The sequence below is a fragment of the Helicobacter cinaedi CCUG 18818 = ATCC BAA-847 genome, from assembly GCF_000155475.1.
GTDB lineage: Bacteria > Campylobacterota > Campylobacteria > Campylobacterales > Helicobacteraceae > Helicobacter_C > Helicobacter_C cinaedi.
On record NZ_DS990392.1, the window covers coordinates 130,857 to 156,356 of the forward strand.

The 25,500-nt window shown below is 39.3% G+C and carries 24 protein-coding genes; 18 read left to right on the forward strand and 6 right to left on the reverse strand.

Annotation, left to right across the window (positions count from 1 at the left end):
• Positions 1-41: 41 nt before the first annotated feature.
• The 4 genes from HCCG_RS05015 to HCCG_RS05030 are packed head-to-tail and all read right to left on the reverse strand — an operon-like array spanning position 42 to position 3,468.
• Positions 42-929: a hypothetical protein gene (locus HCCG_RS05015; protein WP_002956352.1), complete on the reverse strand. Its 888-nt coding sequence runs from the start codon at positions 927-929 to the stop codon at positions 42-44.
• Positions 922-2,169 carry a replication-associated recombination protein A gene (locus HCCG_RS05020; RefSeq protein WP_014666931.1) on the reverse strand — a complete coding sequence of 416 codons (1,248 nt, stop codon included), beginning with the start codon at positions 2,167-2,169 and terminating at the stop codon, positions 922-924. The genes HCCG_RS05015 and HCCG_RS05020 overlap by 8 nt, the downstream gene beginning before the upstream one ends.
• 9 nt (positions 2,170-2,178) lie before the next feature.
• Entirely contained in the window at positions 2,179-2,541 is a 363-nt protein-coding gene (locus tag HCCG_RS05025) for a heat shock protein transcriptional repressor HspR (RefSeq protein WP_002956354.1), read from the reverse strand.
• Between the two features lie 30 nt (positions 2,542-2,571).
• The gene (locus tag HCCG_RS05030; RefSeq protein WP_002956355.1) at positions 2,572-3,468 is read right to left on the reverse strand and encodes a DnaJ family protein; all 897 of its coding nucleotides are present in this window, start codon (positions 3,466-3,468) and stop codon (positions 2,572-2,574) included.
• 172 nt (positions 3,469-3,640) lie between these two features.
• Here HCCG_RS05030 and HCCG_RS05035 point away from each other — a divergent pair, with 172 nt between their 5' ends.
• From HCCG_RS05035 to HCCG_RS05075, 9 genes are all read left to right on the forward strand, one after another.
• A complete protein-coding gene (locus tag HCCG_RS05035; protein WP_002956356.1) occupies positions 3,641-6,616 on the forward strand; it encodes a RecB-like helicase in 2,976 nt (991 codons plus the stop codon).
• Positions 6,617-6,850: 234 nt separating this feature from the next.
• Complete coding sequence (nhaA, locus tag HCCG_RS05040) at positions 6,851-8,356, forward strand: Na+/H+ antiporter NhaA (protein ID WP_014666928.1); 1,506 nt, start codon at positions 6,851-6,853, stop codon at positions 8,354-8,356.
• A gap of 28 nt (positions 8,357-8,384) precedes the next feature.
• Positions 8,385-9,716, forward strand: coding sequence for a sodium/proton antiporter NhaA (gene nhaA / locus HCCG_RS05045; protein ID WP_002956358.1), 1,332 nt, complete (start codon positions 8,385-8,387; stop codon positions 9,714-9,716).
• Positions 9,717-9,780: 64 nt separating this feature from the next.
• Positions 9,781-10,074: a preprotein translocase subunit YajC gene (gene yajC / locus HCCG_RS05050; RefSeq protein ID WP_002956359.1), complete on the forward strand. Its 294-nt coding sequence runs from the start codon at positions 9,781-9,783 to the stop codon at positions 10,072-10,074.
• Positions 10,075-11,850, forward strand: a complete 1,776-nt coding sequence (gene secD, locus HCCG_RS05055) for a protein translocase subunit SecD (protein WP_002956360.1) — start codon at positions 10,075-10,077, stop codon at positions 11,848-11,850.
• Between the two features lie 2 nt (positions 11,851-11,852).
• Entirely contained in the window at positions 11,853-12,824 is a 972-nt protein-coding gene (secF, locus tag HCCG_RS05060; protein WP_014666927.1) for a protein translocase subunit SecF, read from the forward strand.
• A gap of 22 nt (positions 12,825-12,846) precedes the next feature.
• On the forward strand, positions 12,847-13,188 hold the full coding sequence (locus tag HCCG_RS05065; RefSeq protein ID WP_002956362.1) for a DUF6394 family protein: 342 nt from the start codon (positions 12,847-12,849) through the stop codon (positions 13,186-13,188).
• Between the two features lie 9 nt (positions 13,189-13,197).
• Positions 13,198-13,893, forward strand: coding sequence for a hypothetical protein (locus HCCG_RS05070; protein WP_014666926.1), 696 nt, complete (start codon positions 13,198-13,200; stop codon positions 13,891-13,893).
• Positions 13,894-13,902: 9 nt separating this feature from the next.
• On the forward strand, positions 13,903-15,894 hold the full coding sequence (locus HCCG_RS05075; RefSeq protein ID WP_002956364.1) for a hypothetical protein: 1,992 nt from the start codon (positions 13,903-13,905) through the stop codon (positions 15,892-15,894).
• Between the two features lie 82 nt (positions 15,895-15,976).
• Here HCCG_RS05075 and HCCG_RS05080 read toward each other — a convergent pair whose 3' ends face one another.
• On the reverse strand, positions 15,977-16,441 hold the full coding sequence (locus HCCG_RS05080; RefSeq protein ID WP_015453351.1) for an acyl-CoA thioesterase: 465 nt from the start codon (positions 16,439-16,441) through the stop codon (positions 15,977-15,979).
• Positions 16,442-16,700: 259 nt separating this feature from the next.
• Between HCCG_RS05080 and HCCG_RS05085 the strand changes: the two genes are divergently transcribed.
• The gene (locus HCCG_RS05085; RefSeq protein WP_002956366.1) at positions 16,701-18,224 is read left to right on the forward strand and encodes a flagellin A; all 1,524 of its coding nucleotides are present in this window, start codon (positions 16,701-16,703) and stop codon (positions 18,222-18,224) included.
• A gap of 169 nt (positions 18,225-18,393) precedes the next feature.
• On the opposite strand, the gene HCCG_RS05090 is transcribed toward HCCG_RS05085, so the two are convergent.
• On the reverse strand, positions 18,394-18,723 hold the full coding sequence (locus HCCG_RS05090) for a c-type cytochrome (RefSeq protein WP_002956367.1): 330 nt from the start codon (positions 18,721-18,723) through the stop codon (positions 18,394-18,396).
• 75 nt (positions 18,724-18,798) lie between these two features.
• Here HCCG_RS05090 and folD point away from each other — a divergent pair, with 75 nt between their 5' ends.
• The 8 genes from folD to ychF are packed head-to-tail and all read left to right on the forward strand — an operon-like array spanning position 18,799 to position 25,394.
• Positions 18,799-19,653 carry a bifunctional methylenetetrahydrofolate dehydrogenase/methenyltetrahydrofolate cyclohydrolase FolD gene (gene folD / locus HCCG_RS05095; RefSeq protein ID WP_002956369.1) on the forward strand — a complete coding sequence of 285 codons (855 nt, stop codon included), beginning with the start codon at positions 18,799-18,801 and terminating at the stop codon, positions 19,651-19,653.
• Between the two features lie 2 nt (positions 19,654-19,655).
• Complete coding sequence (lepB, locus tag HCCG_RS05100) at positions 19,656-20,666, forward strand: signal peptidase I (protein WP_002956370.1); 1,011 nt, start codon at positions 19,656-19,658, stop codon at positions 20,664-20,666.
• Positions 20,667-20,696: 30 nt separating this feature from the next.
• Positions 20,697-21,149 (forward strand): ribose 5-phosphate isomerase B, encoded by a 453-nt coding sequence (rpiB, locus tag HCCG_RS05105; RefSeq protein WP_002956371.1) that lies wholly within the window; start codon positions 20,697-20,699, stop codon positions 21,147-21,149.
• 26 nt (positions 21,150-21,175) lie between these two features.
• Positions 21,176-21,526 carry a hypothetical protein gene (locus HCCG_RS05110; protein ID WP_002956372.1) on the forward strand — a complete coding sequence of 117 codons (351 nt, stop codon included), beginning with the start codon at positions 21,176-21,178 and terminating at the stop codon, positions 21,524-21,526.
• Between the two features lie 33 nt (positions 21,527-21,559).
• Positions 21,560-22,108, forward strand: coding sequence for an adenine phosphoribosyltransferase (locus tag HCCG_RS05115; RefSeq protein ID WP_002956373.1), 549 nt, complete (start codon positions 21,560-21,562; stop codon positions 22,106-22,108).
• Positions 22,109-22,855, forward strand: coding sequence for a DedA family protein (locus HCCG_RS05120; RefSeq protein WP_002956374.1), 747 nt, complete (start codon positions 22,109-22,111; stop codon positions 22,853-22,855).
• A 17-nt stretch (positions 22,856-22,872) separates the two neighbouring features.
• A complete protein-coding gene (locus HCCG_RS05125) occupies positions 22,873-24,291 on the forward strand; it encodes a leucyl aminopeptidase (RefSeq protein WP_002956375.1) in 1,419 nt (472 codons plus the stop codon).
• 2 nt (positions 24,292-24,293) lie between these two features.
• Positions 24,294-25,394, forward strand: a complete 1,101-nt coding sequence (ychF, locus tag HCCG_RS05130) for a redox-regulated ATPase YchF (protein ID WP_002956376.1) — start codon at positions 24,294-24,296, stop codon at positions 25,392-25,394.
• The last annotated feature ends 106 nt before the right edge of the window (positions 25,395-25,500 follow it).

A 25,500-nucleotide genomic window follows, 5' to 3' on the forward strand; every position in this document is an offset into this window, starting at 1 on the left:
AAAATTTGTATTGTTTTAAGATTCTGTTATTGGCTTGGGCTTTACATCTGGGTGAGTTCCTGCTTTTTTGTCGCATCAAGGAATATATGCCCGAATGAGAATGAGAATCCAAGCAGGAGATTATCGCCTTTTGTTGGGATATTGCGTCCCTGCAGGGCATAGTATTTCACAAATGGAGCAATAGCTAGTCTTTTGTAAAATTTTGTATCTAAACGCACTTCTATTTCTAGCTGATAGAGTGGATTGTATTCCTGTGAGGCGGAGCTGTAAAGATAGTGGCGAAAGTTTGTAAAGTAGTAAAACTTTGAATCTTTATTAAATTTATATTCAAGTTTGATACCGCCCTCCCAGCCGTAGTTTTCAGATTCTGTTTTCAGTGAGAAGTCCTTTTCCCCAAAGGCGTTAAAATGTAAATCTTTGATATACACCCCATCAAAAAGTTTTACTCCCGCGTTAAGTCGTGTGATTTGCCGCCTATTTTCAAAGCCGGTTTGGTAGTTTGCCTTGAGAAATGGACCGATTTCAAAGCCCCCTGCAAATGTTGGGACATACCAGATTCTGTGTGTATAATCGGTGGTAATTAAGATTCTATCTAATGTGGTGTTGCTAATTCTTTCATCATCTCGCACAAGAATGGTGCGTCCATACTCGGCAAGAGTGGAGTTAAACACGACATAACGCGGTGCATAAAAGTCAAGCCCTAAATCAAAGTAGCCTTGAGCGATAAGCTGTGAATCGCCCTTAATACGGCTATCTGAAAACTTTACATATTCATCTTGCCCTTGGATTGTAGTAGAACTTAGATTTGTTGAGATACGCTTTAGCTCAATATGCCAACTGCGTTTATCAGGATTGACATCAATACCCGCTCCCAAGGTATAGGAGATAGCACAAAGCATAAGCAAGGCATAAAAATAGAATCTAGGCATTTTCTGTTCCTTTATCTTTGCTTGTGTTTGTGATTTTCTCTTTATTTTTAATTTTCTCTAGCCACTCATTGAGCGTTTTTTCAAAGCCTTTGGTGGTGGATTCTACAAAATGTAAATCTTGTGCAAGGTAGCTTTGCTCCACCCAGCCGCCAAAATTATGCGGATAGAGATACGAGCTAGAATCTGGCAGAATTTGACTTGGCACTTCTAGCACACAGCCTTGCTTAATGCTATCAAGGGCGGCGTTTATGGCGTTATAGGCGGTGTTGCTTTTAGGTGAGCTAGCAAGATAAATCACGCATTGAGATAAGATAATGCGAGATTCAGGATAGCCGATTTTACTTACAGCCATCATCGTGCTAGTGGCGAGATTTAGGGCGTTTGGGTTGGCATTGCCTATATCTTCACTAGCTAAAATCACAAGTCGCCTTGCGATAAACTCCGGATTCTCATTTCCCGCAATAAGCCGTGCTAAATAATACACACTTGCATTGACATCACTGCCGCGAATAGACTTGATTAAGGCACTTATAAGCGTGTAGTGGCTTTCACTCTCACTTGCCCCATCGTGCAGAGCGTAGGGACGCAGGGCTTTTAAGCCTTGCAGTGAGATATGATGCTCTCCCGTGCTGATTATGGCATCAAGCAGGTTTAGCATAGCTCTTGCATCACCCACACTTGAATGGATAAGATACTCCCTTGCTTGGGATTCAAGCTCTATGTGGATATGTTTAGAATCTTTTACATAGGCTAAGGCTTTCTCTAAAATAGAATCTAAATGGGCGTTGGAATGGGGCTTTAACTCAAAAAGGAAGCTACGAGAGCGGATAGCATTTGTAAGAGAATGGAAAGGATTATAAGTGCTAGCCCCTAGGATAATGGCACTATAAGATTCCATAATAGGCAGTAAGACTTCCTGCTGGGTGCGGGTAAGGCGATGAACTTCATCAATAAAAATAATGGGCTGGAATAGGGTATTCTCATAGCTTTTGACAAACTGCCGAAGCTCTTCTATTTTAAAGCTTGTGGCGTTGTAACTCATAAAAGGTTTATTCAGTTCTTTGGCAATGAGTGCAGCAAGAGTGGTTTTACCACTGCCGGGTGGTCCATAAAAAAAACAATGTGACAAGGCGTTGTGTTTTAGCATTTTAAAAAGGGGCGTATCAGGTGCGATGATATGCTCTTGGGCGATAAAATCTTGTAAAGATTCTGGGCGGAGTAGGGCGGCGAGATTTAGCAAATGAAAACTTTACTTTTTTTTGAACAAAATGATTTCATAAGAGCTTTGATGTGATTGTAAGACATTTGTTTTGCCTTGATGTTTGGCTAAATCCTCACGCAAATCTCCTGCCATTTTATCAAGCTCATCAAGCCGTTCTTTTAACCGTAGGATAATATCCACACCTGCTAGATTCACACCCATATCGCGTGTAAGTTTGAGTATGGTTTTAATCTTATCAATATCTCGTTGTGAGTAGAGACGCATTTTGCCATCGGTGCGTCCGGGCTGGATTAAGCCCTCTTTTTCGTATTGACGCAAGGTTTGGGGGTGGATTTCTAGAATCTTTGCTACCACGCTAATAAGATAAACCGGCTCATCATAACTATACATTTTCTCGTTCCTTATTTGATTTTGCTTGGATTATGGAAGCTGGGTTTTTAGCATTTCTTGTGATTCTTTGCTTAGCTCATCTATGCGGGGTAAGATAACATTTACTTTCACATATAAATCCCCAAAAATCCCACTTTTGCGGTTTTTAATCCCTTTGCCTTTAATGCGGAATTTTTGGTTGTTTTTTGTATTTTGCGGGATTGTGAGTGTAACTTCCCCATAAAGCGTTGAAAGCGAGACTTTGCCGCCAAAAAGGGCAGTTTTTAGTGAAATGTCAATGATTTTATGTAGATCATCTTCTTCTCTTATAAATTCAGCTGAATCTAGCACCTTGACTTTAAGGAGCAAATCCCCAGAGTGTCCATTTTGTGAATTACCCTTGCCTCTTAGGCGGATTGTTTCATTATCTTTTAGCCCGACTGGAATCTTAATATCAAAGCTCCCGCTTCGCCCACTATAATGATAGCTTCCACCAAGGGCGGCATTTTCAAATGGGATTTGGATATTTTCTTGCACATCAAGATTTGGGGCATTGAAGTTTGAAAAGCCAAAATCTCCGCTACCACCGCCAAATCCGCCGAATCCTCCACCGAAGAATCCACTGCCATTACCCGCACCAAAGCCGCCTTGCCCAAAGATTGAAGCAAGAATATCATCAAGGTTTGCCCCACTGCCTTGTGAGCGTGAAAAGTCGTGGAAATTCTGCCCACCAAACATTGTATCGCCAAAGCGATCATATTGTGCTTTTTTATTTTCATCGCTTAAAACTTCATACGCAGCGTTAATTTCTTTAAACTTCTCTTCTGCTCCAGAATCTTTATTAATGTCAGGGTGATATTTTCTCGCTAACTTGCGATAGGCTTTTTTAATCTCATCTTGTGAAGCATTTTCGCTTATTTCAAGCGTATCATAAAGACTTTTTGACATATATAACTCCTTAAAATTTATAGTGATTTTTATATAATTTAAGTGTTATTGTATCATAAAAGTTTAGCAAAGTGTAATCAAGGTTAAAATTTGCAAAAAGTTTGCGAGTTGGGTTATAATTTAAACTCTCTTAATAACAATGTAAAAAAAGAATCTTTATAAGGAATAGACTATGCAAGAGCAGTTTTTGGCACTTAAAGCATCGGCAGGAAGTGGGAAGACCTTTAGCCTTTCGTTGCGTTTTATATATTTGCTTTTTCAAGGGGCAAATCCACATCAGATTCTAACACTCACTTTTACAAAAAAAGCTTCAAATGAGATGTATCGCAGAATCTATGAGCATCTTAAAAGTCTTTTATTAAGTTTTGAGACAGGCACTTTTGAAAGCAATGATATTTATAAGGCTTTGTTGCAAAAGGGGCTAAGTCATAATCAAATAAGTGAAAATATTGCTGCTTTGTATCATACTTTTATGCAAAGTAGCTCACGCATTACGACTATTGATTCATTTTTTCACTCTGTTTTGAAAAAATTTTGCTGGTATGTGGGCGTGTCTTCAAGGTTTGAGATAGGGCAGATAGATAAGGGCGAGATGTATGAGATGTTTTTAAGCTCACTTTCGTCTAAAGAGATAAAGGAATTTGTTGGATTTTGCTTTACCCAAGGGTTAAAGTTGCAGGATTTTTTAGCTATGCTTTATAGTTTTTCCTTTTTACCGCATAATATTTTGCTAGATTCTTGTTATGATGAGATTGATACCAAGGGCTTAAGCTTGGAGCAAATCACTCAAGAGATTACTATAAATATGACTAAGGTGTGTGATGAGCTTAAAAGGCAAAATGCTACTACGAGGGCGATAAAGCTATTTGATAAAACATTTGATGATCTTATGCGGATAGAAGCGGTTAATATGCTAATAAATTGGGATAACCATTCTTATCTCAAAAAGTATGATTTATCATCTATGGAATCTGTGCGTGAAAGGATTTATGGGCTTTTTGTGATGTATTATCATCAAAAGCAAAGGCAGATTCTATTGCGGATTTTACATTATCTTACGCGGTTTAAAAACGCACAACAGCGAGTGCTAAAAAGCAAAAATGTGCTAGATTTTGAATCTGTGAGTATGAAAAATTATGAGTTGCTCACACAAAACATAGACAGGGAGTTTTTTTATTTTCGTTTAGATGAAAAGATTACGCATATTTTGCTTGATGAATTTCAAGATACAAGCTGTATGCAGTATCAAATTTTGCGACCTATAATTGATGAAATACAATCCGGGAATGGACGCATAGGCGATAGAAGTGTATTTATTGTAGGCGATGAGAAGCAAAGTATTTATATGTTTCGCGGGAGTTTTTCGGGCGTTTTTGAAGAGGCTACAAAGGCTTTGACACAAGAGAATCTTGAATATAATTACCGCTCAAGCAAACGCGTGATTGACTTTAATAATGCTACTTTTTCGCGTTGCTTTGAAAATTATATTAATCAAGCATATCCGCATACTTTAAGGCAAGAGAGCAAGGAGCAAGAGATAGGCTTTGTGCGAGTTTTTGCCCCTGTGGGTGAGGAAGAAAAGGAAGCTCAAAAGGTAGATAATGTCCTTGTATCACAAGTGGTTGATGAGCTGGGGGCATTGCTAGGGCAGGGGGCAGATGAAGATGATATTGCGATTTTGGTTTTCAAAAATAATGATATTTTAACACTTAAAGAATCTATTCAAGCTCAAATGCCCCACTTAAATATCGTAACTGAAACAAACTCTAGGCTTTTTGAAAAAAAGGAAGTGAAAATTTTACTTTATGCGTTGAAGTGTATTGTTGTAGATTCTAAACTTCACAAGCAGGAGCAATGGGAGAATAGACAGGAGAATGATGAAAGAGCAAGGCTATATAGAGAGCTAAAACTCTATGAAAAAAGCATTCTCAAATTACTTGGAGAATCGTATTTTGGCGATTGTGTGGGAGAATCTGGGTCATCTCACCTTGTGTTACATAAGCTCAAATCGCTTCATTTAGACATTGACATATCTCCATCGCAGGTCATACTCGCACTGATTGAAGAGCTAGATTTAGCCCAAAGTGTGAGTTGGCGATTTTTGGAGCTTAGTTGTGAATATAGGAGTATTGAAGAGTTTTTACAAGAGATACCTTCACTGCTTTGTAATGCCCCAACACAAAGCAATCAGGGTGTAAAAATAATGACTATTCACAAATCAAAGGGTTTGGAGTTTAAATATGTGATTTTATGCGATAGGCTAGGCAGAGAAAATAATAGTAGTGATAGGTTTATTATAGAGTATCACGGGGCTAGTATGAGTCAGCTTTATTATAAAATGCCACATCGTGAAGTGTTTGATATTGCGTATAATGGAGCGTTGCAATCATATAATGTATATGCTAATCAAGAAAAGCATAATGTGTTGTATGTGGCTTTCACAAGGGCAAAATGTGGGCTAAGTGTGATGCAAAAATCTAAAGGGAAGTTTGAGATTCTAGGGCTTGAAAATTCTAGGCAGTTTGATGACATTCCTAAGCTTGTTTCTAAGTCAAAAAGCCACAATATGCAAAATATGCAAAGCCTTCTTTATACAATGCCAAAGCTTGGGGAGCAAGATGATTTTGTGCGTGTGGAACAGAGTGAAAGCAAGGGCATTTTTGATTCGCAGAGTTGGCGTAATATTATTTTTGGAAATGCCTTGCATAGTGTGTTTGAGCTGCATTTGGGCTATAAAATGAGCGTGAAAGATATACAGAGTATTTTATTTAATCGCTATGGTTTTGCACTCACACTTGAAAATATACAAGATTGTATGCAAAAAGCTATGTCGTGTATGCAAAGTGTGGAGTTTAAGAATCTGCTTGGAAGCAAGATGGCTAGGTGTGAAGTGAGCTACAAGGCAGAAAATCGCCTCTATCGTATGGATACGCTTTTGTATGATAAGAAAGAGTGGATTGTGCTAGATTATAAGAGTGCAACAAGTGATGAAGATTCTCATAAACAGCAGGTGCGTGAATATATGGAGTTTCTAAGGCGGTATGGCAAGGATAAAGAATCTAAAGAGCATAAGCAAATACGAGGCTTTATTGTGTATCCTTTGAGAAAGCAAGGTGAGCAGTTGTGTGAGGTATCTTTGATAGGGTAGAGACATAGGTTAGATTCTATATTGCAGCTAGAATCTTTGTCTTGCAAGGCTTCAAATAGATTTTAGAATTAAGTAAAAAATAAGTAAGTAGCATAAATCTTAAAAAGTGGCTTATATCCCCTTGACTAGCCTATTGCAATTAAGTATAATGCGGATTTTAAACCCCCTTAAGTTTTCCACACTAAAACTTGGAATCTAAATCATATTTACCGTATTGTCTTTGGAGGAGATTCTATGCCAAAATTAAAGCCTAGCAAACATTCGTATGTTAAAGATAAATTGCAGGAGAATCTCAACGCCTTTATTAAGCACGAGTCTTTTGGTGGAATCTTGCTTGCGTTTTGTGTGGTTGTGGCTATGCTTGTGGCAAACTCGCCTTATGCGGAGATATATTTTGAGTTTTTTCATACGGAGTTTGGGGCTTTTTTTGGGGATTCTGATATTAAGATTAATGTGCAAGAGTTTATTAATGATGTGCTGATGTCATTTTTCTTCTTGCTTGTGGGCTTGGAGATGAAGCGTGAAATGCTTTATGGAGAGCTTGCGGGATTTAAAAAGGTAAGTTTTTCATTTTTGGCAGCTTTTGGGGGGATTATATGTCCTGTAATGATTTATTTGTATTTTAATCTTGGCACAGCTTATGAGAATGGCTTTGGTGTAGCGATGAGCACGGATACAGCTTTTGCTTTGGGGCTTGTTATGCTTCTTGGTCATAGGGTGCCAAAGATTCTCAAAGTATTTCTTGTAACTTTAGCTGTGGCAGATGATTTGGGTGCTATTTCTGTCATTGCGATTTTTTATTCGGATACGATTCATTTAGAGTGGATTTATGCTTCTTTAGCACTTGTAGTTGTGCTAGTTTATCTTAATTACCGCGATACAAAGCATTTGTCTTTATATTTTTTGGTTGGAATCTTGCTGTGGATTTGTGTGCATCATAGTGGGATTCATGTAACGATTGCTGCGGTCATTTTGGCTATGGCGATTCCGGGGCGAACGCGTGTGAATAAGCGATATTTTGTCAATATGCTCAAAGAGTTTGATAAGATGAAAACGGCTACAAATGAGTGGAATGATGTGATTCATACAAATGAGACAGAAAAGCTTGGATTTTGGAAAGGGAGTTTTAAAAATATCAAAAACTTTGTGTTTGGCACACAAGATGTGGAAAAAAAGATTGATATGGTAAAAACTTCGCAGCTTGTGCATATGCTTGATACCATAGGGACATATTCCAGCTATGCTAAAAATCCACTTTTGCGATTAGAACACGCCCTGCAGCCATTATGTGCGTATTTTTTTGTGCCACTTTTTGCTTTTGCAAATGCAGGAGTATCGCTTGAAAGTGGCGTTGAGATAAGCCTCAATAGTGTGATGGTTGGCACTATTTTGGGCTTAGTGGTAGGGAAGCCAATAGGTGTTGTGCTATTTTGCTTTTTAGGGGAGAGACTAAATCTTGCTGTGCGTCCAAAAGATTTAAATTACGGACATATTGTGGCTGTTGGTATGATGTCAGGCATTGGTTTTACGATGTCAATGTTTGTGGCAAATCTCGCTTACAAAGATGATATGATGAGTATTGATATGTCTAAAATTTCCATTCTTGTGGCATCATCTATTGCAGCGGTGTTTGGGCTGATTGCCGTGTATCTTAGCACGATAGAAAAACAGAATCTAGCAGAAGCGACAAGTAAAGATGATGAGATTCAAAGGCTCAAAGATACGCAGAGTGTGATTTAAGTTTATGATTTAATGGCAAGGAGTAGCAATGACAAAACAGACAAGACAAAATAAAGTTTCAGAAGCATTGAGTAATTTTATCCGTGCTGAATCTTTTAGTGGTATTTTTTTGTTTTTTTGTGCTGTGAGTGCGATGATTGTAGCAAACTCGCCTTTTGCTGATGTATATAAAAACTTTTGGGAGCAGCCCTTTGGCTTTAGCTTTGCTGGGCATTTTTATGGCTTTAGTATTCACGATTGGATTAATGATGTATTGATGTCTGTATTTTTTCTTATGGTGGGTTTGGAGATAAAGCGTGAGTTATTATTTGGGGATTTATCGGGGTTTGCTAAGGCGGCTTTTCCTGTGATTGGGGCAATTGGTGGTATGGTTGTGCCGGGTGTGATTTATTATGTGATGAATGCTAACACACCTTCATATCACGGCTTTGGGATTCCAATGGCGACAGATATTGCCTTTGCTTTGGGCGTGATTTTACTTCTTGGGAAGCGTGTGCCTTTGGCATTGAAAGTATTTCTTGTAACTTTAGCTGTGGCAGATGATTTGGGAGCGATTGCTGTAATTGCGGTTTTTTATCCATCACCTGAAGGCTTACATTTTGCTTATCTTTTTGCGGCATTTGGCATTGTGGCATTTTTGGTGGTTTTAAATCGCTTTGGGGTAAGGCGACTTGATGTATATTTGGGCGTTGGGATTATTTTGTGGTTTTGTGTGCATCACGGCGGGATTCACGCCACAATCGCCGCTGTGGCATTGGCATTTTGTATCCCTGTGAAGCCCAAGATTCAAAGCAAGGACTTTATTGAAGTGGTGCGTCAGCTTATGCAGGTGTTTGTAGATAAGGAAAAGGAAAGAAAAAATATTTTGCTTGATACAGAGCAGATGAGTGCCATCAATGAGCTTTCGCACGATTTTACAAAGGTGCAAAATCCACTTTTGCGGCTAGAACACGCCTTGCAACCATTGTGTGCGTATTTTATTATGCCGCTTTTTGCTTTTGCAAATGCGGGGGTAAATATACAGGCAGAAGTGAATTTTAATATTGATCATATTATGCTTGGCATTATCTTGGGACTTGTTGTTGGTAAGCCTTTGGGTATTTTGGGCTTGACTTTTGTATGTGAAAAACTCAAAATCGCTTCGCGTCCCGAGGGCGTAACTTGGAGTCATATGTTTGGGGCAGGAATGCTTGCGGGGATTGGCTTTACAATGTCAATGTTTGTAGGTAATCTTGCTTTTGATGATCCAAGCTCGGCAGATGTAGCAAAAGTGGCAATTTTACTTGCTTCAAGTATTGCTGGGGTTGTTGGGTCTATGTTTTTGCTTGTTTATCATCAAATTGGCAAGGCTAAGTCTTAGCTATTCCAAAATTTAACTATTTTTGGATAGAATCCGCACTTTAATTTACTCTTAAAGGATCACTATGGAACAAGGTGGAATGCAAGAAACACTTATCTCATTACTCCCTATTGTCTTTTTTATTGCGATTTTTTATCTTTTGCTTATTCGTCCGGCAAATGTCAAACGCAAAAAACATCAAGAGATGATTAATGCACTTCAAAAGGGTGATAAGATTATCACTACTGGTGGGCTTATTTGCGAGGTTGTCAAAGCAGAAAAGACATTTTTTAGTGTGCGTTTAAATGACGATACGATTGTAAGGCTTTCAAGAGAGTTTATCGCATATAGACTTGATGAGAGTGATGCTCAAGAATAAATGGCAAAGTCGTCATTTCAGCCTCAAAATACTAAAGGCTTTAATTATCATTTATGGTCGTTTATTGTAGCAGCACTGCTTGGCGTTGCCTTGTGTTTGCCTTCTTTTATGGATATTCAAGGGCGTAAGATTTCCTTAGGGCTTGATTTGCAAGGAGGACTTAATCTCCTACTTGGTGTAAAAACTGATGAAGCGATTAAGGCAAGATTTTCTTCTCTTGCCTCACAAATCGTCTTTGATACTAAAAAAGAAAATATTTTGATTGATAACCTTAAGGTGCTTGAAGGGAACATAAGCTTTGAGCTTGTAGATACTGATGAGAAGCCAAAGATGGATAAAGTCCTTTCTTCCATTAGTGGTTTGCAGGTGAGTGAGAATAAAGGTTTTTACACTATTAGCTTTACTCAAGAATACCAAGAGGAAATCAAAGATAGTGCATTAAAACAAGCTATTGGCACGATTCGTAGTCGTTTAGATGAGTTTGGATTAGCTGAGCCAAGTGTTACGCAGCAGGGTAAAGATAATATTTTAGTGCAATTGCCGGGCATTAAGAGTGTGGAAGAGGAGCAAAGAGCTAGGGATTTAATCGCTAAACCTGCACATTTGCAGATGATGGCGGTTGATGAGGAGAGAAATGCACGAGTAGGCATAATGAGTGAGCTTGAAGCACAGAAGTATAATGATGTTATCTTACCTTTTGCAAATTCTGCCTTGCAAACACTAGAAAATCAGCTGACTTCACTTCAAGCCCAGCTTGAGTTATTAAACAACACAGATTCTAAAAGCTCACAAAAAAAAGAGAATCTTGTTAGCGAGATAGAGCGTTTAAATGCCCAAATAGAATCTCAAAAAGCAAGGGGCGATCAAGTTATCTTGCTTAAAGCTGTGCCTATCCTTGATGGCTCAATGCTGACAGATGCAAGGGCGGCATTTGATCAAAATAATCAGCCCATTGTAAGTTTTAGCTTAGATTCAAAAGGGGCTAGAATCTTTGGGGATTTTTCGGGAGCTAATGTCGGTAAAAGAATGGCGATTGTGCTTGATGGTAAGGTGTATTCTGCCCCTGTGATACGAGAGCGTATCGGTGGTGGAAGCGGACAGATTAGTGGGGGCTTTAGCGTAGAAGAAGCCACAGATTTAGCCATTGCGTTAAAAAGTGGTGCATTACCTGCACCTATGGAAGTGCTTGAAAAACGCAGTGTAGGTCCAAGTTTGGGAGAAGATTCTATTAAAGCATCGCTGATTGCTTTGCTTAGTGGTTTTGTGCTGGTGGTGCTTTTTATGATGATATATTACTCTTTGGCTGGTGTGATTGCTGTTGTGGCGTTGTTTGTCAATATCATCTTAATCATTGCGGTTATGGCTTGTTTTGGAGCGTCTTTGACATTGCCCGGAATGGCTGGAATTGTGCTTACCGTGGGAATGGCTGTTGATGCAAATATTATTATTAATGAAAGAATTAGAGAGGCATTACGCGGGGGATTTGGCATTGCTAAATCCATAGAAATGGGCTATGCAAACGCTTCAAGGGCGATTTTTGATTCAAACCTTACCACACTTATTGCAGCGATTTTGCTCTATGCTTTTGGCAGTGGAGCCATTAAGGGCTTTGCTATCACAATGGGGATTGGAATTACTGCGTCTATTTTGACTGCGATTGTCGGCACTCACGGCATTTATCAGGCGATGATGGGGCGGATTATAAAAAGTGGTAATGTCAATTTGTGGTTTGGGATTAAGCTACCAAGTGATCATACGCAAAACATAAAAGGATAACAATGGAAGTCTTTAAAAAAGTAAAAGTTTATGATTTTGTAAAATATAGCTCCTATGGGCTTGTTATCTCGCTTGTTTTGATTTTGGCTTCTTTTATGCTTTTGGGTGTGAAAGGATTTAATCTAGGGATTGATTTTGCTGGTGGCTCTGTGGTGCAGTTGCAATATAGCAAGGATGCTCCTTTAGCACAGATTAGAGAGTTGCTTGCCAAAGATGAGCGGTTTAAAAATTCGCAAGTGAGTGAGTTTGGCTCCAAACAAGAAGTGCTACTTAAGGTTCCATATATTCCAACAGGTGTAAATGAGAATATGGCACAAGATATTATCACGCTTTTAAAGCCAAGCGGGGATTTTGAGCTAAGAAGGTTAGATTCTGTTGGTCCAAAGGTGGGTGATGAGCTAAAGCAAAATGGTATTGTCGCACTTGCTTTGGCACTTGTGGCGATGATGATTTATATTTCTTTTCGCTATGAGTGGCGATTCTCTTTAGCGGGTGTTTTGGCGTTAATGCACGATGTGATTATTGTATCTGGTGTGGTGATTTTGGTAGGTGTGGATTTTAACCTTGATGTTTTGGCGGCTTTGCTGACACTCATAGGGTATTCCATTAATGACACGATTATCATTTTTGATAGAATCCGTGAGCAAATGCTTATAAAGCGTCAAAAAGATATGCGTTATGTGATTAATGAAGCGGTTTCTTGCACCCTTTCACGCACTTTGCTGACCTCACTCACGGTATTTTTTGTGGTGCTGACACTTTATTTGTTTGGTGGGGAGATTATTGTAGGTTTTTCACTCCCTATGCTTGTTGGCGTGATTGTGGCGACTTGTAGTTCAATCTTTTTTGCACCACGCTTGGCTATAATGTTTGGCTTTAGCCTTGAAGAGTATTACCAAAAAGAAGCAGCCAAGCTGAAACGCAAAGAAGAAAAGAAGCGTTTGCGTGAGATGTATGAGAAAGGTCGCCTGTAAAGGTCGTTTATAAGGAGAAAATATGGATTGGGGCAAGGTATTTTTTGTATTTTTCAGCTTAATGAGCTTGACTTTTACTTTGGGCTTTTTGTATGAGAGTAATATCGTTATTCTTTTTATTGCAACAGCGATTAATTTTATTGCTACGACTTTGCGTATTGGCGTGAAAAATAGTCTCTCTGCTGAACTTTTTGCAAGCTCGTTGGTGGCTGATTTTCATCTTATTCCTGCGTTTGTGTTTTTGCAAGTCTTTGGTGATATTGAGATTGCTACGGCGTTGGTTGTAGGAGCAGTTGTGGCAAATCTCTTTTCGGTGATTTTACTTTGTATCGCTGGGGTAAAGGCAAAAGAGAGTGATTACTAGGATTTGGCTTTGAAGTCTATAATCTCAACGCTTAGCTTCATTTTTACTCTTGCTTGTGTGGGTGTGTTTGTAAGTGCTTGTGCGAGTTATACCCTTGAAGTTAAAAATGTGAGCTTGTATAATGAGGGTGCAAGGATTTTAGATTCTAGTAAGCAAAAAAGTAAGGTGCGACTTGAGATAGGGCAAGGCAAAGTTGGTGGCTCAAGTGCTATCCCTTTAGCTATTTTTGTCTTAGCACAAAATCTCTCTATCCACCCTGTAATTTTTGATAGGGATAATATCCGCATTTATCAAAATAATAAGGAAATTATTCCACTAAGTGAGAGTGAGATTAAGACGGATAACTATGACTTTGGGAGTATTGTAGAATCTTATCATTTGTATGTGCCTCCTGCTCCTATGCCTGAACTGCCTGTGGGGATACCTTTTATCTATCGTGGGTATATGGGGGGATTTTATGTGTATGATTATATGATTATCTCCGCACGAGAGAGAATGCAGAGGCAGATTCAGCTTGATGAGAATAGGGCAAAAAGGGCGATTATCTTTGCGAGTGTCTTGCGGAAAAATACCCTAGAGTCAAACGCCGCTCCAAAGGGTGGCTTTATGCTCTATGCACCAAATAGGCTAAAAAATGGGGCTATCAAGGTAGAAGTGAGCGTGGGTGAAGAGAGGCATAGCTTTGAGCTAGAGCTTAGAAAATAAGGAGTAAAAATGAGAAAATCAAGAATCTTAAGCCTTGTGCTTGTGGTGTTTATGCTTTTTGCGTGTAGTGATGATTCTACAACCACACAAGATTCACAGTCTTTACTACAAAAGCCTAAGCTGGAGCTTGAATCTAATGATGTTAATCTTACAAATATTATGGATAAGATTCTAGCTTATGTCGTGTATGAGCCAAATTTGCAGGACAAAGAGCAAAATAATATACAGCAGGACACATCACTATCTAGTTCTGCAAATGTCAAAGGCTATCTACAAAGAGCTTATGAAATGAATAAGGGCGTGGGTTCTTATCAGCAAATATCTGAAACACTCCATTTGATAAAAAAAGATTTGCGGGAAAGGACAGCACAAAATGCCATTACGATAGATCTTGCCTATGAGCTAGAGATTGATACTGATTTAGCTCTTTTTCTGGTGGGGCAAGGCAGTATGCAGAGTCTCACGGATTTGTTACTAGGGCAGGAAGAGAATGCCAAAGAATCTGGCTCACTTGCAGAAGTGATAGAATATCAGATTCAAATACGGCTTTTAACTCTCTATGGATTATGTAGTCAAATGGGCGAGACTTCTCTAGATGGGAGTTTGGAGGATACTTTGCGTTTTAAGGCTGAAGCACAAGACTATCTTAAGCAATATAAAGATTTTCTTCCACCTAAACATTATGAGCTATATGACAAGGCTTTGGAGCTATTTGGCGATACTTCGTTGCAGGGGCAAATACCAATAGATAGAATCTTACAGCAACTTTTGACATATTCATTTATAGTGCAGATAGAGCGAGATATGGATGGGGCGGAGACTGAGCGTTTGCAAAAAGCCTATGAGTTATTTCAAATAAGGGACTTTTCAAGCCCACAGGCAAAAGAGATTGTAGAAATCACACAAAATCCGCTGAAAAACACTTGTGAAGAAGATGAAGTGGGGAACTACATCTATGGGCTTAACTATCTTACCCTTGCGTTTTTAAATGAAAATGTTTCACGCAACATAGAAACTGCACTAGAATATTTGCAAAAAGATTTTCAATTCTATCAGATTCAGCAACACACATTTTTGCCTCCATATTTTCAAAACTATCTCACTTCAATGTTTGTAGGAGCGTATATCTTATCGGGCTTACATCAGGATAGAGAGTATTTTGAGGATTTGCTACGCAGGATTCAAACTGAACTCGCTCAATATGATGATGTCATAAATGAAGATGATATGAATCTGTATAAAGAAATGCTAGGAGTGCTAGAAAAAACCGATAAAGAAGCTTTTAGTTCTATTAGCTTTGTGGAGAGTAAGCCTAAAGATGAATATGGATTTATAAAGATTGCCCTTGATTTATCCCCGCAAGAAATGCAAAAGATTAACGAGCTTATGACAAAGGAGCAGAATCCCCAGCAGAGAGAAGTATTTTGCCTTGATGTTGCAGATGTGGAGTTTATGCTCTCTTTAGTTTATCAAGCGTATAAGATTCAAGGCTATGAGGGCATTGCACCAGATTTTTTTAAGATTCGTATGGAGGAGGTTTTTGGTGTGAGAGATTTCTCACAAATGGGTAAATATTTTGTTGATTTTGATAGGTTTATGGTTGTGGGTGTGGCAGATAGGAAGTGCTACAAGCAGAATCTACTTATAGATGAGCGTTTAGGGAGATTGCAAGAAAAGCAAGGCGTGTGTGGGTATAGCCTATTTTTTGATAAGGAAAATGGCATAATGACAGATGAGATCTTGCCTTCAATCCTTTTAGAACAAGTGGCTGATGGCAATGTGTATTTTCGCTTGAAAGTCTCGGATTTACATCTTAATAGATTTATTTTTCAAAATAATGAAGAGGCATTAAAGGAATTTGAAACAATGCCCTACACAAGCACGATTTTAGCTATCCTGCTTGAATCTTTCCCTGATTTTAGCTCTTATCTTAAAGGGCGTATAGCTAAGGCTGAAAATTTTCTTATGAAAGCAAAGGCAAAGGAATGTGAAAAGCCATAAAATCATTAATGAAGTTTGATGTAGAGATTGCCCCAAAGATTCTGCAATGCTGGATTGATGTTGCTTTAGGGCTTGTCAAAGTTCAGTTAGGTTTGATTTGGACTCTAAACTCTTTGCGTTTTTTGGCTGCTTCAAAGCGTCTTTTTTCTGCTTCTGTGGTGGGGGTAAGTGGAGGGATTTTGACTTTTTTACCCTCTTTGTCAATGGCTACCATTGTAAAGTAGCAACTATTGCAATGTGTAACAAAGCGGTTTTTAATATCTTCACTGATGACTTTAATCCCCACTTCACAGCTACTGCTCCCTACATAATTCACAGAGGCAAGAAAAATCACAAGTGAGCCAATGGGAATGGGATTTTTAAACACCATTCCATCAACGCCAATAGTTACCACACCACAGCCACAATATCGCGTAGCACAAGCATAGGCTACTTGGTCTAAAAGCTTCATAAGCTCTCCGCCGTGCATTACACCGCTAAAGTTTGCCATACTTGGTGAGGCAAGCACACTCATTGTTAAGGATTTTGGATCAAATATATCTTCCATTGTAAAGCTCCTAAAAGGCAAGTTTATTTTAAGCTTCAATTATGCAATGGCAAAGTTATTTTTATATATTATGGGCGAAAGTTTGCTTCTTTTACGCTCTCAATGTCTCTAAAAGTAACTTGCTACCGCCTTAGATTCTAGGATTCCTAACAAAAATACGCAGAATCTCGCAGATTTTATTTAAAAAATTTTTACATAGCCGATATGTCTTTCAACCAAGGGCAAGGACGCCTAAGGAAAAACAAAAAAAGGAGTTACTATGGCTTTTCAAGTCAATACTAACATAAATGCGCTCAACGCACATGCTCAATCTACCTTTACTCAATACAGCCTCAAAAATTCAATGGAAAAATTGAGTTCAGGTCTTCGCATTAACAAGGCAGCAGATGATGCTTCAGGTATGACGATTGCGGATAGCTTACGCTCACAAGCAAGTGCTTTGGGACAAGCAATTAGAAATACAAATGATGGTATGGGGATTATCCAAATTGCGGATAAGGCGATGGATGAGCAAATCAAAATCCTTGATACAATCAAAACCAAGGCAGTTCAGGCAGCTCAAGATGGGCAATCTACTCAATCTCGCTCAATGATTCAAATGGATATTAAGCGACTTATTGAGGGGCTTGATAATATCGGTAATACCACGACTTATAATGGTATGGCGTTGCTTTCAGGGCAATTCTCAAATAAAGAATTCCAAGTGGGAGCTTACTCAAATCAAACGATCAAGGCTTCTATTGCTTCAACGACATCTGATAAAATTGGGCAGGTGCGTATTGAGACAGGTGATCTTGTAACAGCTTCTGGTGAAACAACGGTTGTGTTTAAAAATGTTGATGGTGTAAATGATATTACTTTAGAATCTGTGAAAATTTCATCATCTGCAGGAACAGGGCTTGGTGTTTTGGCGGAAGTTATTAACAAAAACTCTGATAAAACAGGTATCCGTGCTCAAGCTAATACTATTACAACTTCTAATGAGGCTATTAAGTCTGGAAGTATGGCAAATGTAATGATTAATGGTATCTCTATTGGGGATATCATTGGTATTAAGAAGAATGATAGTGATGGTCGTTTGGTTCAGGCTTTCAATGCTGCTACAATGCATACAGGTGTTGAAGCTTATACTGATAATTTCGGTCGCTTGATGCTAAGAAGCATGGATGGACGCGGTATTGATTTAAAAATTGATGGTGCTGTGGGTAATCAAGGTGATATTGCTGTGGAAATGGTAAATGGAAACCACGATTTGAAAAATGGCTCTACAAACTATGGACGCCTTTCACTTGTAAGAACTGATGCGAGAGATATTGTTGTCTCTGGGACAAATATCAGCTCAACAGGTTACAAAGATGACACAAAGATCGCTCAAACAACAGCAAATCTTCGTGATATAACAGGTGTGTTTAATGCTGATGTGAAGTCTGCTTCAGGTGCGAACTACAATGCTGTTATCGCAAGTGGTGGTGCGGATCTTGGTGCTGGTGTAACAAGTTTGCGAGGTGCTATGGTAACAATGGATATTGCAGAATCTGCACAGAAAATGCTTGATAAGATTAGAGCTGACCTTGGTTCCGTTCAAGGACAAATGATAAGCACGGTTAATAACATCACAGTAACTCAAGTGAATGTTAAAGCAGCCGAATCTACTATCCGCGAAGTGGATTTTGCAGCTGAAAGTTCAGAATTTAGTAAGCTTAATATTCTTGCTCAATCTGGTAGCTATGCACTTTCTCAAGCAAATGCTATTCAGCAAAATATCCTAAGATTGCTTAACTAAGTTGAGCTAGTCTCTTGACTCTTGCCACTCCTTTCTCTCTTCCTTTGAGTAAGGGGGAGGGTTGATTTCTTTTTTCTTTTTAGAATCCCTTTAGAATCTTTCCCTCTATCTTTTTTAAAGTTATTTTAGAATCTTGGCTTTTTTTACCGCTTTTTGTAGTCAAAAGTGCTTATGGACGATAGAGGTAGATATAAATGGCTTTTATCTCTTCTTCTGTCAAATAGTATGTAGGCATAACGCCTTTTTGCTTTTTGAATGCTTTGCTAAAGGTGCTAAACTCAAGGTTGTTAATACGCGGGGCAAGAAGTGTTTTTTCAACACCCTTATGCTTGTAGTGGGCTATTATGGTAGGCTCTCCACTCTCTCCGTGGCATTTACTACACGCGATACCACGCGGATTTTGATAAAGATTCTTACCATATTCATCTTGTGAGAGAAACTTGCTTTGGGCGTTTATACTCCCTAGAATCAAAGCACACAGCATTAGTTTTTTACTCATATTTCCTCGCTTAATAGTATTTCTTTAATATCTTGTATTATAATAGCGAAATGATAATCACAAAGGCTTAATACAATGACTTTACTTGATGGCACGACTCTAAGTGCAAATATTGAAAAAAATCTCATTACTCAAGTCCAAGATCTTGCAAAACAGGGAATAACGCCCGGTTTGGCAGTGATTTTAGTGGGGAATGACCCGGCAAGCTGTGCGTATGTGCAGATGAAAGCTAAGGCGTGTAAGCGTGTGGGAATCTACTCCGTAACACACGAAATGCCCCCAAGTATCACTGAAGATGAGTTGCTTTCCGTCATTGAGATTCTTAATAAAAATCCAAATATTGATGGAATCTTAGTCCAACTTCCATTGCCCTCACATATCAAAACTTCTAAAGTGCTAGAAGCCATAAATCCGCAAAAAGATGTAGATGGATTCCACCCTTTTAATGTGGGGCGACTAAGTGTGAATCTTGATAGCTTTGTCCCTGCTACTCCCCTTGGTGTTATGAATCTTTTAAAACATTATAATATTGATGTAAGTGGCAAAGATGTTGTGATTGTAGGAATGAGTAATATTGTAGGTAAGCCCTTGGCTGCATTAATGCTAAATGCGGGAGCGAGTGTAAGCTGCACACATATTCTAACACGCGATGTGAGTGCTTATACCAAAAATGCGGATATTGTATGCGTTGGTGTAGGGAAGGCTGGGCTGATTAAGGCAGATATGATAAAAGAGGGTGCAATTGTTGTGGATATTGGTATTAATCGTTTGGAATCTGGGGTGCTTGTGGGCGATGTGGATTTTGAAAATGTCTCTAAAAAGGTAAGTTTTATTACCCCTGTGCCCGGAGGTGTAGGACCTATGACAATTGCTACACTATTGCAAAATACCTATAAAGCAGCATTGTATCGCTTGACACAAAGGATATAGAGATGAAAAAACTTTTTAATGGACTAAAAGCATTTGTTTCAAGCTGGACGGGGACGATTATCATCGTTTTGTTTTTGATATTTTTTGTTATGCAGGCGTTTGTTATTCCTACGCGTTCAATGGTAGGCACACTCTATGAAGGTGATTTTTTATTTGTGAAAAAATTTAGCTATGGAATCCCAATACCTAGAATCCCTTGGGTTGAGGTGAATATATTGCCTAATTTTCGTGGGAATGGGCATTTGTTTGAGGGAGAGCGACCAAAAAGGGGTGATGTTGTTGTCTTTATCCCCCCACACGAACAAAAGGTGTATTATGTCAAACGCACTTTTGCTGTGGGCGGTGATGAAGTGATTTTTGATAAGGACGGAATGTATCTGCGTCCATTTGAGGGCGATGAATATATAAGAGAGCATTTTTCTGGTTATGTGCTTGTGGAGCGATTTGGCAAACTCTTTGTCAAAGAGCCGTATATGGGACAGCATCCGGGCATTGCTTATCAAAGTGTGTATTATGAGAATCCGTATAGTGAAAGTCGTTATAAAATAGACGAGCAAGGAAAGCTCTATAAAAGAGTGTGCGTAGAGGGAGCAGGACACGCAAATATGGGCGATGGGGAGCTTGGCTGTGAGCTGTGGAAAAAAGAATATATCACAGATACAAGTGGGCTTATAGAAGATAGAAATGTCGCTTTCACGGATATGTTTAATGATAGGACAATCCGCAGTATGGAAAAATATGATGATATGTTTTATATCAAAATCAAACAAGATGAATTTTTTATGGTCGGTGATAATCGCAATAACAGCTTTGATTCACGATTTTGGGGAAGTGTGCCGTATAAAAATATTGTAGGGAAGCCGTGGTTTATCTATCTTAGTCTCAATAAGGCAAATAGCGAAGAATCTGGGGCAGATGTGGATAAGAGTAAGCGTTATACAATCCGCTGGGAGAGAATGTTTAAAACAACGGAGGGCTTGGAGCAGAAAATGAGAGAGGCAATGCCAAAATAAAGCTGTAAAATAGAGATAAAAGGGATAAAGATGAGAGAAAACAAAAAACAAACCTATGTGATAGGCACAGACCACGCTGGAGCGAATCTAAAAGATTTTGTGATGACTTTTTTGCGAGAAAAAGGCTTTAGCGTGATTGACTTAGCCCCGCAAGATACACAAAGGGTGGATTACCCCGATTATGCTAAAAAAGTATGCGATGTTTTAAAAGAAAATCCGCAGTATAAGGGGATCTTAATCTGTGGAAGTGGAATTGGAATGAGCATTGCTGCTAATCGCTACAAGCATATCCGTGCAGCATTATGCCACGATGCGTATATGGCAAAAATGGCAAGGTTACATAATGATGCTAATGTCTTGTGTATGGGTGAGCGTATCAGTGGCGTGGGCGAAGTGGAGTCAATTCTTGAAGCATTTGTGGATTTTGAATTTGAGGGTGGGCGACACGCACAGAGGGTTGAGAAGCTAGGGGATATGGAGTAGAATCTAGGTGGCAATAAGGAGATAAAATGGGGAATACAGGGACTTCTATCGCACAATGGTTTTTTTTAACAGGCTTTATTTTATTTGTATTGTATATGCTTGTGCGGACATTTTTCTATCGCTCTGTGGCACAAAAGGAGGAGAGAAACTCCGCGGCAATGAAGCTAACACTCAATGAAGCAGAGATTCTTATCCGCAAGCATCAATTGCAGTTGCAAAGGGCATTGGGGAATATTGACATTCTTACTCAAGAGATGAATGCCTTAAAAAATGAAGTGAAGGTGCTAAAATCGCGAAATTCTCAATACAGAGTTGAGACTGATAAATACAAAGCGAGAATCAAAGACTTAGAGCAAAAAATAGAGGCATTACTCTAAGATTCTATTTTAAAAACACGCAAAGGAGCTTGAATGAATACCATAGACAAACAAAAAATAGCAGATTCTATACGTGCCATACCCGACTATCCAAAGCCTGATATTATTTTCCGCGATATTACCACACTTATTGGCAATGCGGAGGTTTTTAATGGGGTCATTGAGATTCTAAAAAATCGCTATATGGATAAGAAGATTGATTTTATCGCTGGTATTGAGGCAAGGGGCTTTATCTTTGGCTCGGCTTTGGCATTTGCTATGGGTGTGGGCTTTGTGCCTATACGCAAAAAGGGCAAACTCCCTTTTACAACCGTGAGTGAAAAATATAGCTTGGAGTATGGCTTTGATGAAGTAGAGATGCATATTGATGCCTTTAGGGAAGTGAAAAATCCCAAAGTTGTGTTGGTAGATGACTTGATTGCCACAGGTGGCACGGCAGAGGCAAGCGTGAAGCTTATAGAATCTATGGGGGCAGAATGCGTGGAGGCAGCGTTTATTATTAATCTAAAAGGTTTGCAGGGTGAGAAAAAGCTCCTTTCACATACAAAAGTATTTAGCATTTTGGACTATGAGGGAAAATAAATGAGTTTTGTACAAAGATTTTTTGCTTATATTCAGCATAATCCTAAACGCATTTTTGTGTGGGGATTAGTGTTTGCTGTTATTATAGGACTTATTGTGCTGTATAAGCAGTCTGGATTCTCGCTTGAAGAGTTTATTACACAGCTTTGGGATAGATATGTAGAGACTTGGGGGTATCTTATTTTATTTTGCTGGGGGATTTTGGAGGGTGAGCTAGGACTTATCTTTGCTGGACTTGCTGTGCACGATGGAAAAATGAATCTGTTTTTGGCGATTTTTGTTGCGGGACTTGGGGGCTTTGTGGGCGATCAGATTTATTTTTACATTGGGCGTTTTAATCGCAAGACGATTCAGGAGGAATTTACCTCGCAAAGACGCAAGTTCGCCCTAGCACATTTGCTTTTAAAAAAATATGGCTGGTCTATTATTTTTATACAACGCTATATGTATGGTATGCGGACAATCATTCCTATGAGTATTGGCACAACGCGTTATAGTGCGTTAAAATTTGCGATTATTAATCTTTTTTCAGCGTGGGTTTGGGCGGCAATTACCATTGTGCTAACTCGGATTTTTGGTGAAGAGATTTTCATCGTGCTTGATTGGTTTAAAGATCGTCCATATTTGCTGATACCACTTGCTATTGTGATTGGTGGAGGTGTTTGGTGGTATTTTAACTCCCAAACCAAAAAGATGGATAAAAGGATTGCTAAGATTCAAAGTGAGCTAGATTCAAAGGCTAAATAAAACAAAGGAGCGACATAATGAAAGTAAGCATTTCAAAGAGTATAAAGAATGAAAAAAAATACGCACAATGTGTTGTAATGGCAAAAAGTGCGTTTGGTAAATCGGCTTATGCCAAGCTGTGCAAACCTTTTGGCTTTGAGGGTGAGGGGAAGTTTTTCTTACAAGAGGGCAGGATTCTTGTGGTGTGTGTAGATGAGCTAGAATCTGATTGTTTGCGAGAATCTGGAGCAAATATCGTGCGGTATTTTAAAGGTTTGCCTTATGAGGGTGTGAATGTAAGCATTGAAGGCAAGATAGATAACAAAAAGGCGTATGCCTTGCTTTTGGGAGCATTGTGTGGGGAATATGAATGTATGAGCTATAAGAGTAAGCCAAAGGCAAATGCTTTGAAAGAATTTGTTCTAGTGGAGCAAAAAACGAGTTTAGATTCTAGCATTGTTACAAAGGCTGAAATTATCGCTCAATCTGTCAATGCCACGCGTGAGCTTATTAACACTATCCCACAGGTGGCTACGCCAAAATATCTCGCCAAATATGCTAAAGGCTTAAGCAAAGAGCTAGATAAGATTGAATGTAAGATTTTAGATGAATCTCTTTTGGAAAAGGAAAAAATGGGCGCATTTCTAGCAGTGAATCGTGCTTCGTGTAATCCGCCGCGTTTAATTCATTTGAGCTATAAGCCAAAGGGTGCGACAAAAAGAGTGGTGCTTGTAGGTAAGGGGCTGACTTATGATTGTGGGGGGCTGTCGCTCAAACCAGCGGATTTTATGGTAACAATGAAAGCTGATAAGAGCGGTGGCTGTGCGGTTATGGAGATTATTAGAGCTGTGACTAGACTTGGGGCAAATGTAGAGGTGCATAGCATTGTAGGTGCGGCGGAAAATATGATAGGTGGCAATGCTTACAAGCCTGATGATGTGCTGTATTCTAGGGAGGGCAAGAGTATAGAAGTGAGAAATACCGATGCGGAGGGGCGTTTGGTATTGGCTGATTGCTTGAGCTATGCTCAAGATTTGAAGCCTGATATTTTAATTGACTTTGCGACACTCACAGGGGCTTGTGTCGTGGCGTTGGGGGAATATACAAGTGGGATTATGGGGCATAATGATAAGCTAAAGCTAGAATTTGAAAAGATTGCGTTAGATTCTGGAGAGCTTATGGCGTGCCTGCCTTTTAATAGACACTTAAAAAAGCTTATAGAATCTAAAATCGCTGATGTGTGTAATGTCGGCTCAAGTCGCTATGGTGGGGCGATTAGTGCGGGGTTATTTTTGAGTGAGTTTATCCGCGATGAGTATAAGGATAAGTGGCTGCATATTGATATTGCCGGTCCTGCGTATGTGGAAAAAGAGTGGGATATTAACCCAAGTGGGGGTAGTGGAGCTGGAGTGAGAGCTGGGATTGAGTTTATCCTTACACAAGCTGTGAAAGGGTAGCTATGGGACTTTCAATTGGTATTGTTGGGCTTCCAAATGTTGGTAAATCTACGACCTTTAACGCACTTACAAAGGCACAAAATGCGGAGGCGGCAAACTATCCATTCTGCACGATTGAGCCAAATAAGGCGGTTGTGCCTGTGCCAGATTCTAGGCTAGATGAGTTAGCAAAGATAGTAAATCCTCAAAAGATTCAACATTCAGTCGTGGAGTTTGTGGATATTGCGGGGCTTGTAAGAGGGGCGAGTAAGGGTGAAGGGCTAGGCAATCAGTTTTTAGCAAACATTAAAGAAGCGGATATGATTTTGCATATTGTGCGGTGCTTTGAAGATTCTAATATTACACACGTGGAAGGGCGGATTGACCCTATTAGCGATATTGAGATTATTGAGCTAGAACTGCTTTTTGCCGATATGGCAAGTCTAAACAAACGCATTGAAAAGCTACAAAAAGAGAGCAAGGCACAAAAGGGTGCAAACGCACACCTCTCTATTGCACAAGAGCTTTTAGCCCATTTAGAATCTAATAAGCCGGTCAAAACCTTTGCTAAAAAAGAGAGCGAAGAGTTTGTAACACTTAATCGTGAGCTACGATTTCTCACAAATAAGGAAGTGATGTATGGAGCAAATGTGAGTGAAGATGGGCTAGAATCTGATAACGAATATGTAAAAAAAGTGCGTGAATATGCCGAGAAAAATGGGGGCATTGCTATCAAGCTTTGTGCGAAGATTGAAGAAGAAATGGTAGGAATGGAGGATAGTGAAAGGGCAGAGTTTTTGGCAAGTCTGGGGGCAAGTGAGAGTGGGCTAGAGCAGATTATTAGAGAGGGGTTTTCACGGCTTGGGCTTATTAGCTATTTTACTGCGGGGGTGAAAGAAGTTCGGGCTTGGACGATTAGGCGTGGGGATTTAGCACCAAAGGCGGCTAGTGTGATACATAAGGATTTTGAAAAGGGCTTTATCCGTGCGGAATGTATAAGCTATGATGATTTTATCAAGTATGGCGGAGAAGCAAAGGTAAAAGAAGCAGGGGCTATGCGGATTGAGGGGAAAGAATATATCGTGCAAGATGGGGATATAATGCACTTTAGGTTTAATGTGTAGGCGAGTTGATGAGTAAAGTTGGATATTTGTAAAATTTATGTGTAAGTTTGGAAGTGTGTTTGTGCTTGGATAATCAAGTTCTGTAATGTCCCCGCAAGTTTGACGC

Coding starts and splice junctions, on each gene's coding strand:
- HCCG_RS05015 (WP_002956352.1), bottom strand. CDS start 929: ATGCCTAGATTCTATTTTTATGCCTTGCTTATGCTTTGTGCTATCTCC.
- HCCG_RS05025 (WP_002956354.1), bottom strand. CDS start 2,541: ATGTATAGTTATGATGAGCCGGTTTATCTTATTAGCGTGGTAGCAAAG.
- HCCG_RS05030 (WP_002956355.1), bottom strand. CDS start 3,468: ATGTCAAAAAGTCTTTATGATACGCTTGAAATAAGCGAAAATGCTTCA.
- HCCG_RS05035 (WP_002956356.1), top strand. CDS start 3,641: ATGCAAGAGCAGTTTTTGGCACTTAAAGCATCGGCAGGAAGTGGGAAG.
- nhaA (WP_014666928.1), top strand. CDS start 6,851: ATGCCAAAATTAAAGCCTAGCAAACATTCGTATGTTAAAGATAAATTG.
- nhaA (WP_002956358.1), top strand. CDS start 8,385: ATGACAAAACAGACAAGACAAAATAAAGTTTCAGAAGCATTGAGTAAT.
- yajC (WP_002956359.1), top strand. CDS start 9,781: ATGGAACAAGGTGGAATGCAAGAAACACTTATCTCATTACTCCCTATT.
- secD (WP_002956360.1), top strand. CDS start 10,075: ATGGCAAAGTCGTCATTTCAGCCTCAAAATACTAAAGGCTTTAATTAT.
- secF (WP_014666927.1), top strand. CDS start 11,853: ATGGAAGTCTTTAAAAAAGTAAAAGTTTATGATTTTGTAAAATATAGC.
- HCCG_RS05065 (WP_002956362.1), top strand. CDS start 12,847: ATGGATTGGGGCAAGGTATTTTTTGTATTTTTCAGCTTAATGAGCTTG.
- HCCG_RS05075 (WP_002956364.1), top strand. CDS start 13,903: ATGAGAAAATCAAGAATCTTAAGCCTTGTGCTTGTGGTGTTTATGCTT.
- HCCG_RS05080 (WP_015453351.1), bottom strand. CDS start 16,441: ATGGAAGATATATTTGATCCAAAATCCTTAACAATGAGTGTGCTTGCC.
- HCCG_RS05085 (WP_002956366.1), top strand. CDS start 16,701: ATGGCTTTTCAAGTCAATACTAACATAAATGCGCTCAACGCACATGCT.
- HCCG_RS05090 (WP_002956367.1), bottom strand. CDS start 18,723: ATGAGTAAAAAACTAATGCTGTGTGCTTTGATTCTAGGGAGTATAAAC.
- folD (WP_002956369.1), top strand. CDS start 18,799: ATGACTTTACTTGATGGCACGACTCTAAGTGCAAATATTGAAAAAAAT.
- lepB (WP_002956370.1), top strand. CDS start 19,656: ATGAAAAAACTTTTTAATGGACTAAAAGCATTTGTTTCAAGCTGGACG.
- rpiB (WP_002956371.1), top strand. CDS start 20,697: ATGAGAGAAAACAAAAAACAAACCTATGTGATAGGCACAGACCACGCT.
- HCCG_RS05110 (WP_002956372.1), top strand. CDS start 21,176: ATGGGGAATACAGGGACTTCTATCGCACAATGGTTTTTTTTAACAGGC.
- HCCG_RS05115 (WP_002956373.1), top strand. CDS start 21,560: ATGAATACCATAGACAAACAAAAAATAGCAGATTCTATACGTGCCATA.
- HCCG_RS05120 (WP_002956374.1), top strand. CDS start 22,109: ATGAGTTTTGTACAAAGATTTTTTGCTTATATTCAGCATAATCCTAAA.
- HCCG_RS05125 (WP_002956375.1), top strand. CDS start 22,873: ATGAAAGTAAGCATTTCAAAGAGTATAAAGAATGAAAAAAAATACGCA.
- ychF (WP_002956376.1), top strand. CDS start 24,294: ATGGGACTTTCAATTGGTATTGTTGGGCTTCCAAATGTTGGTAAATCT.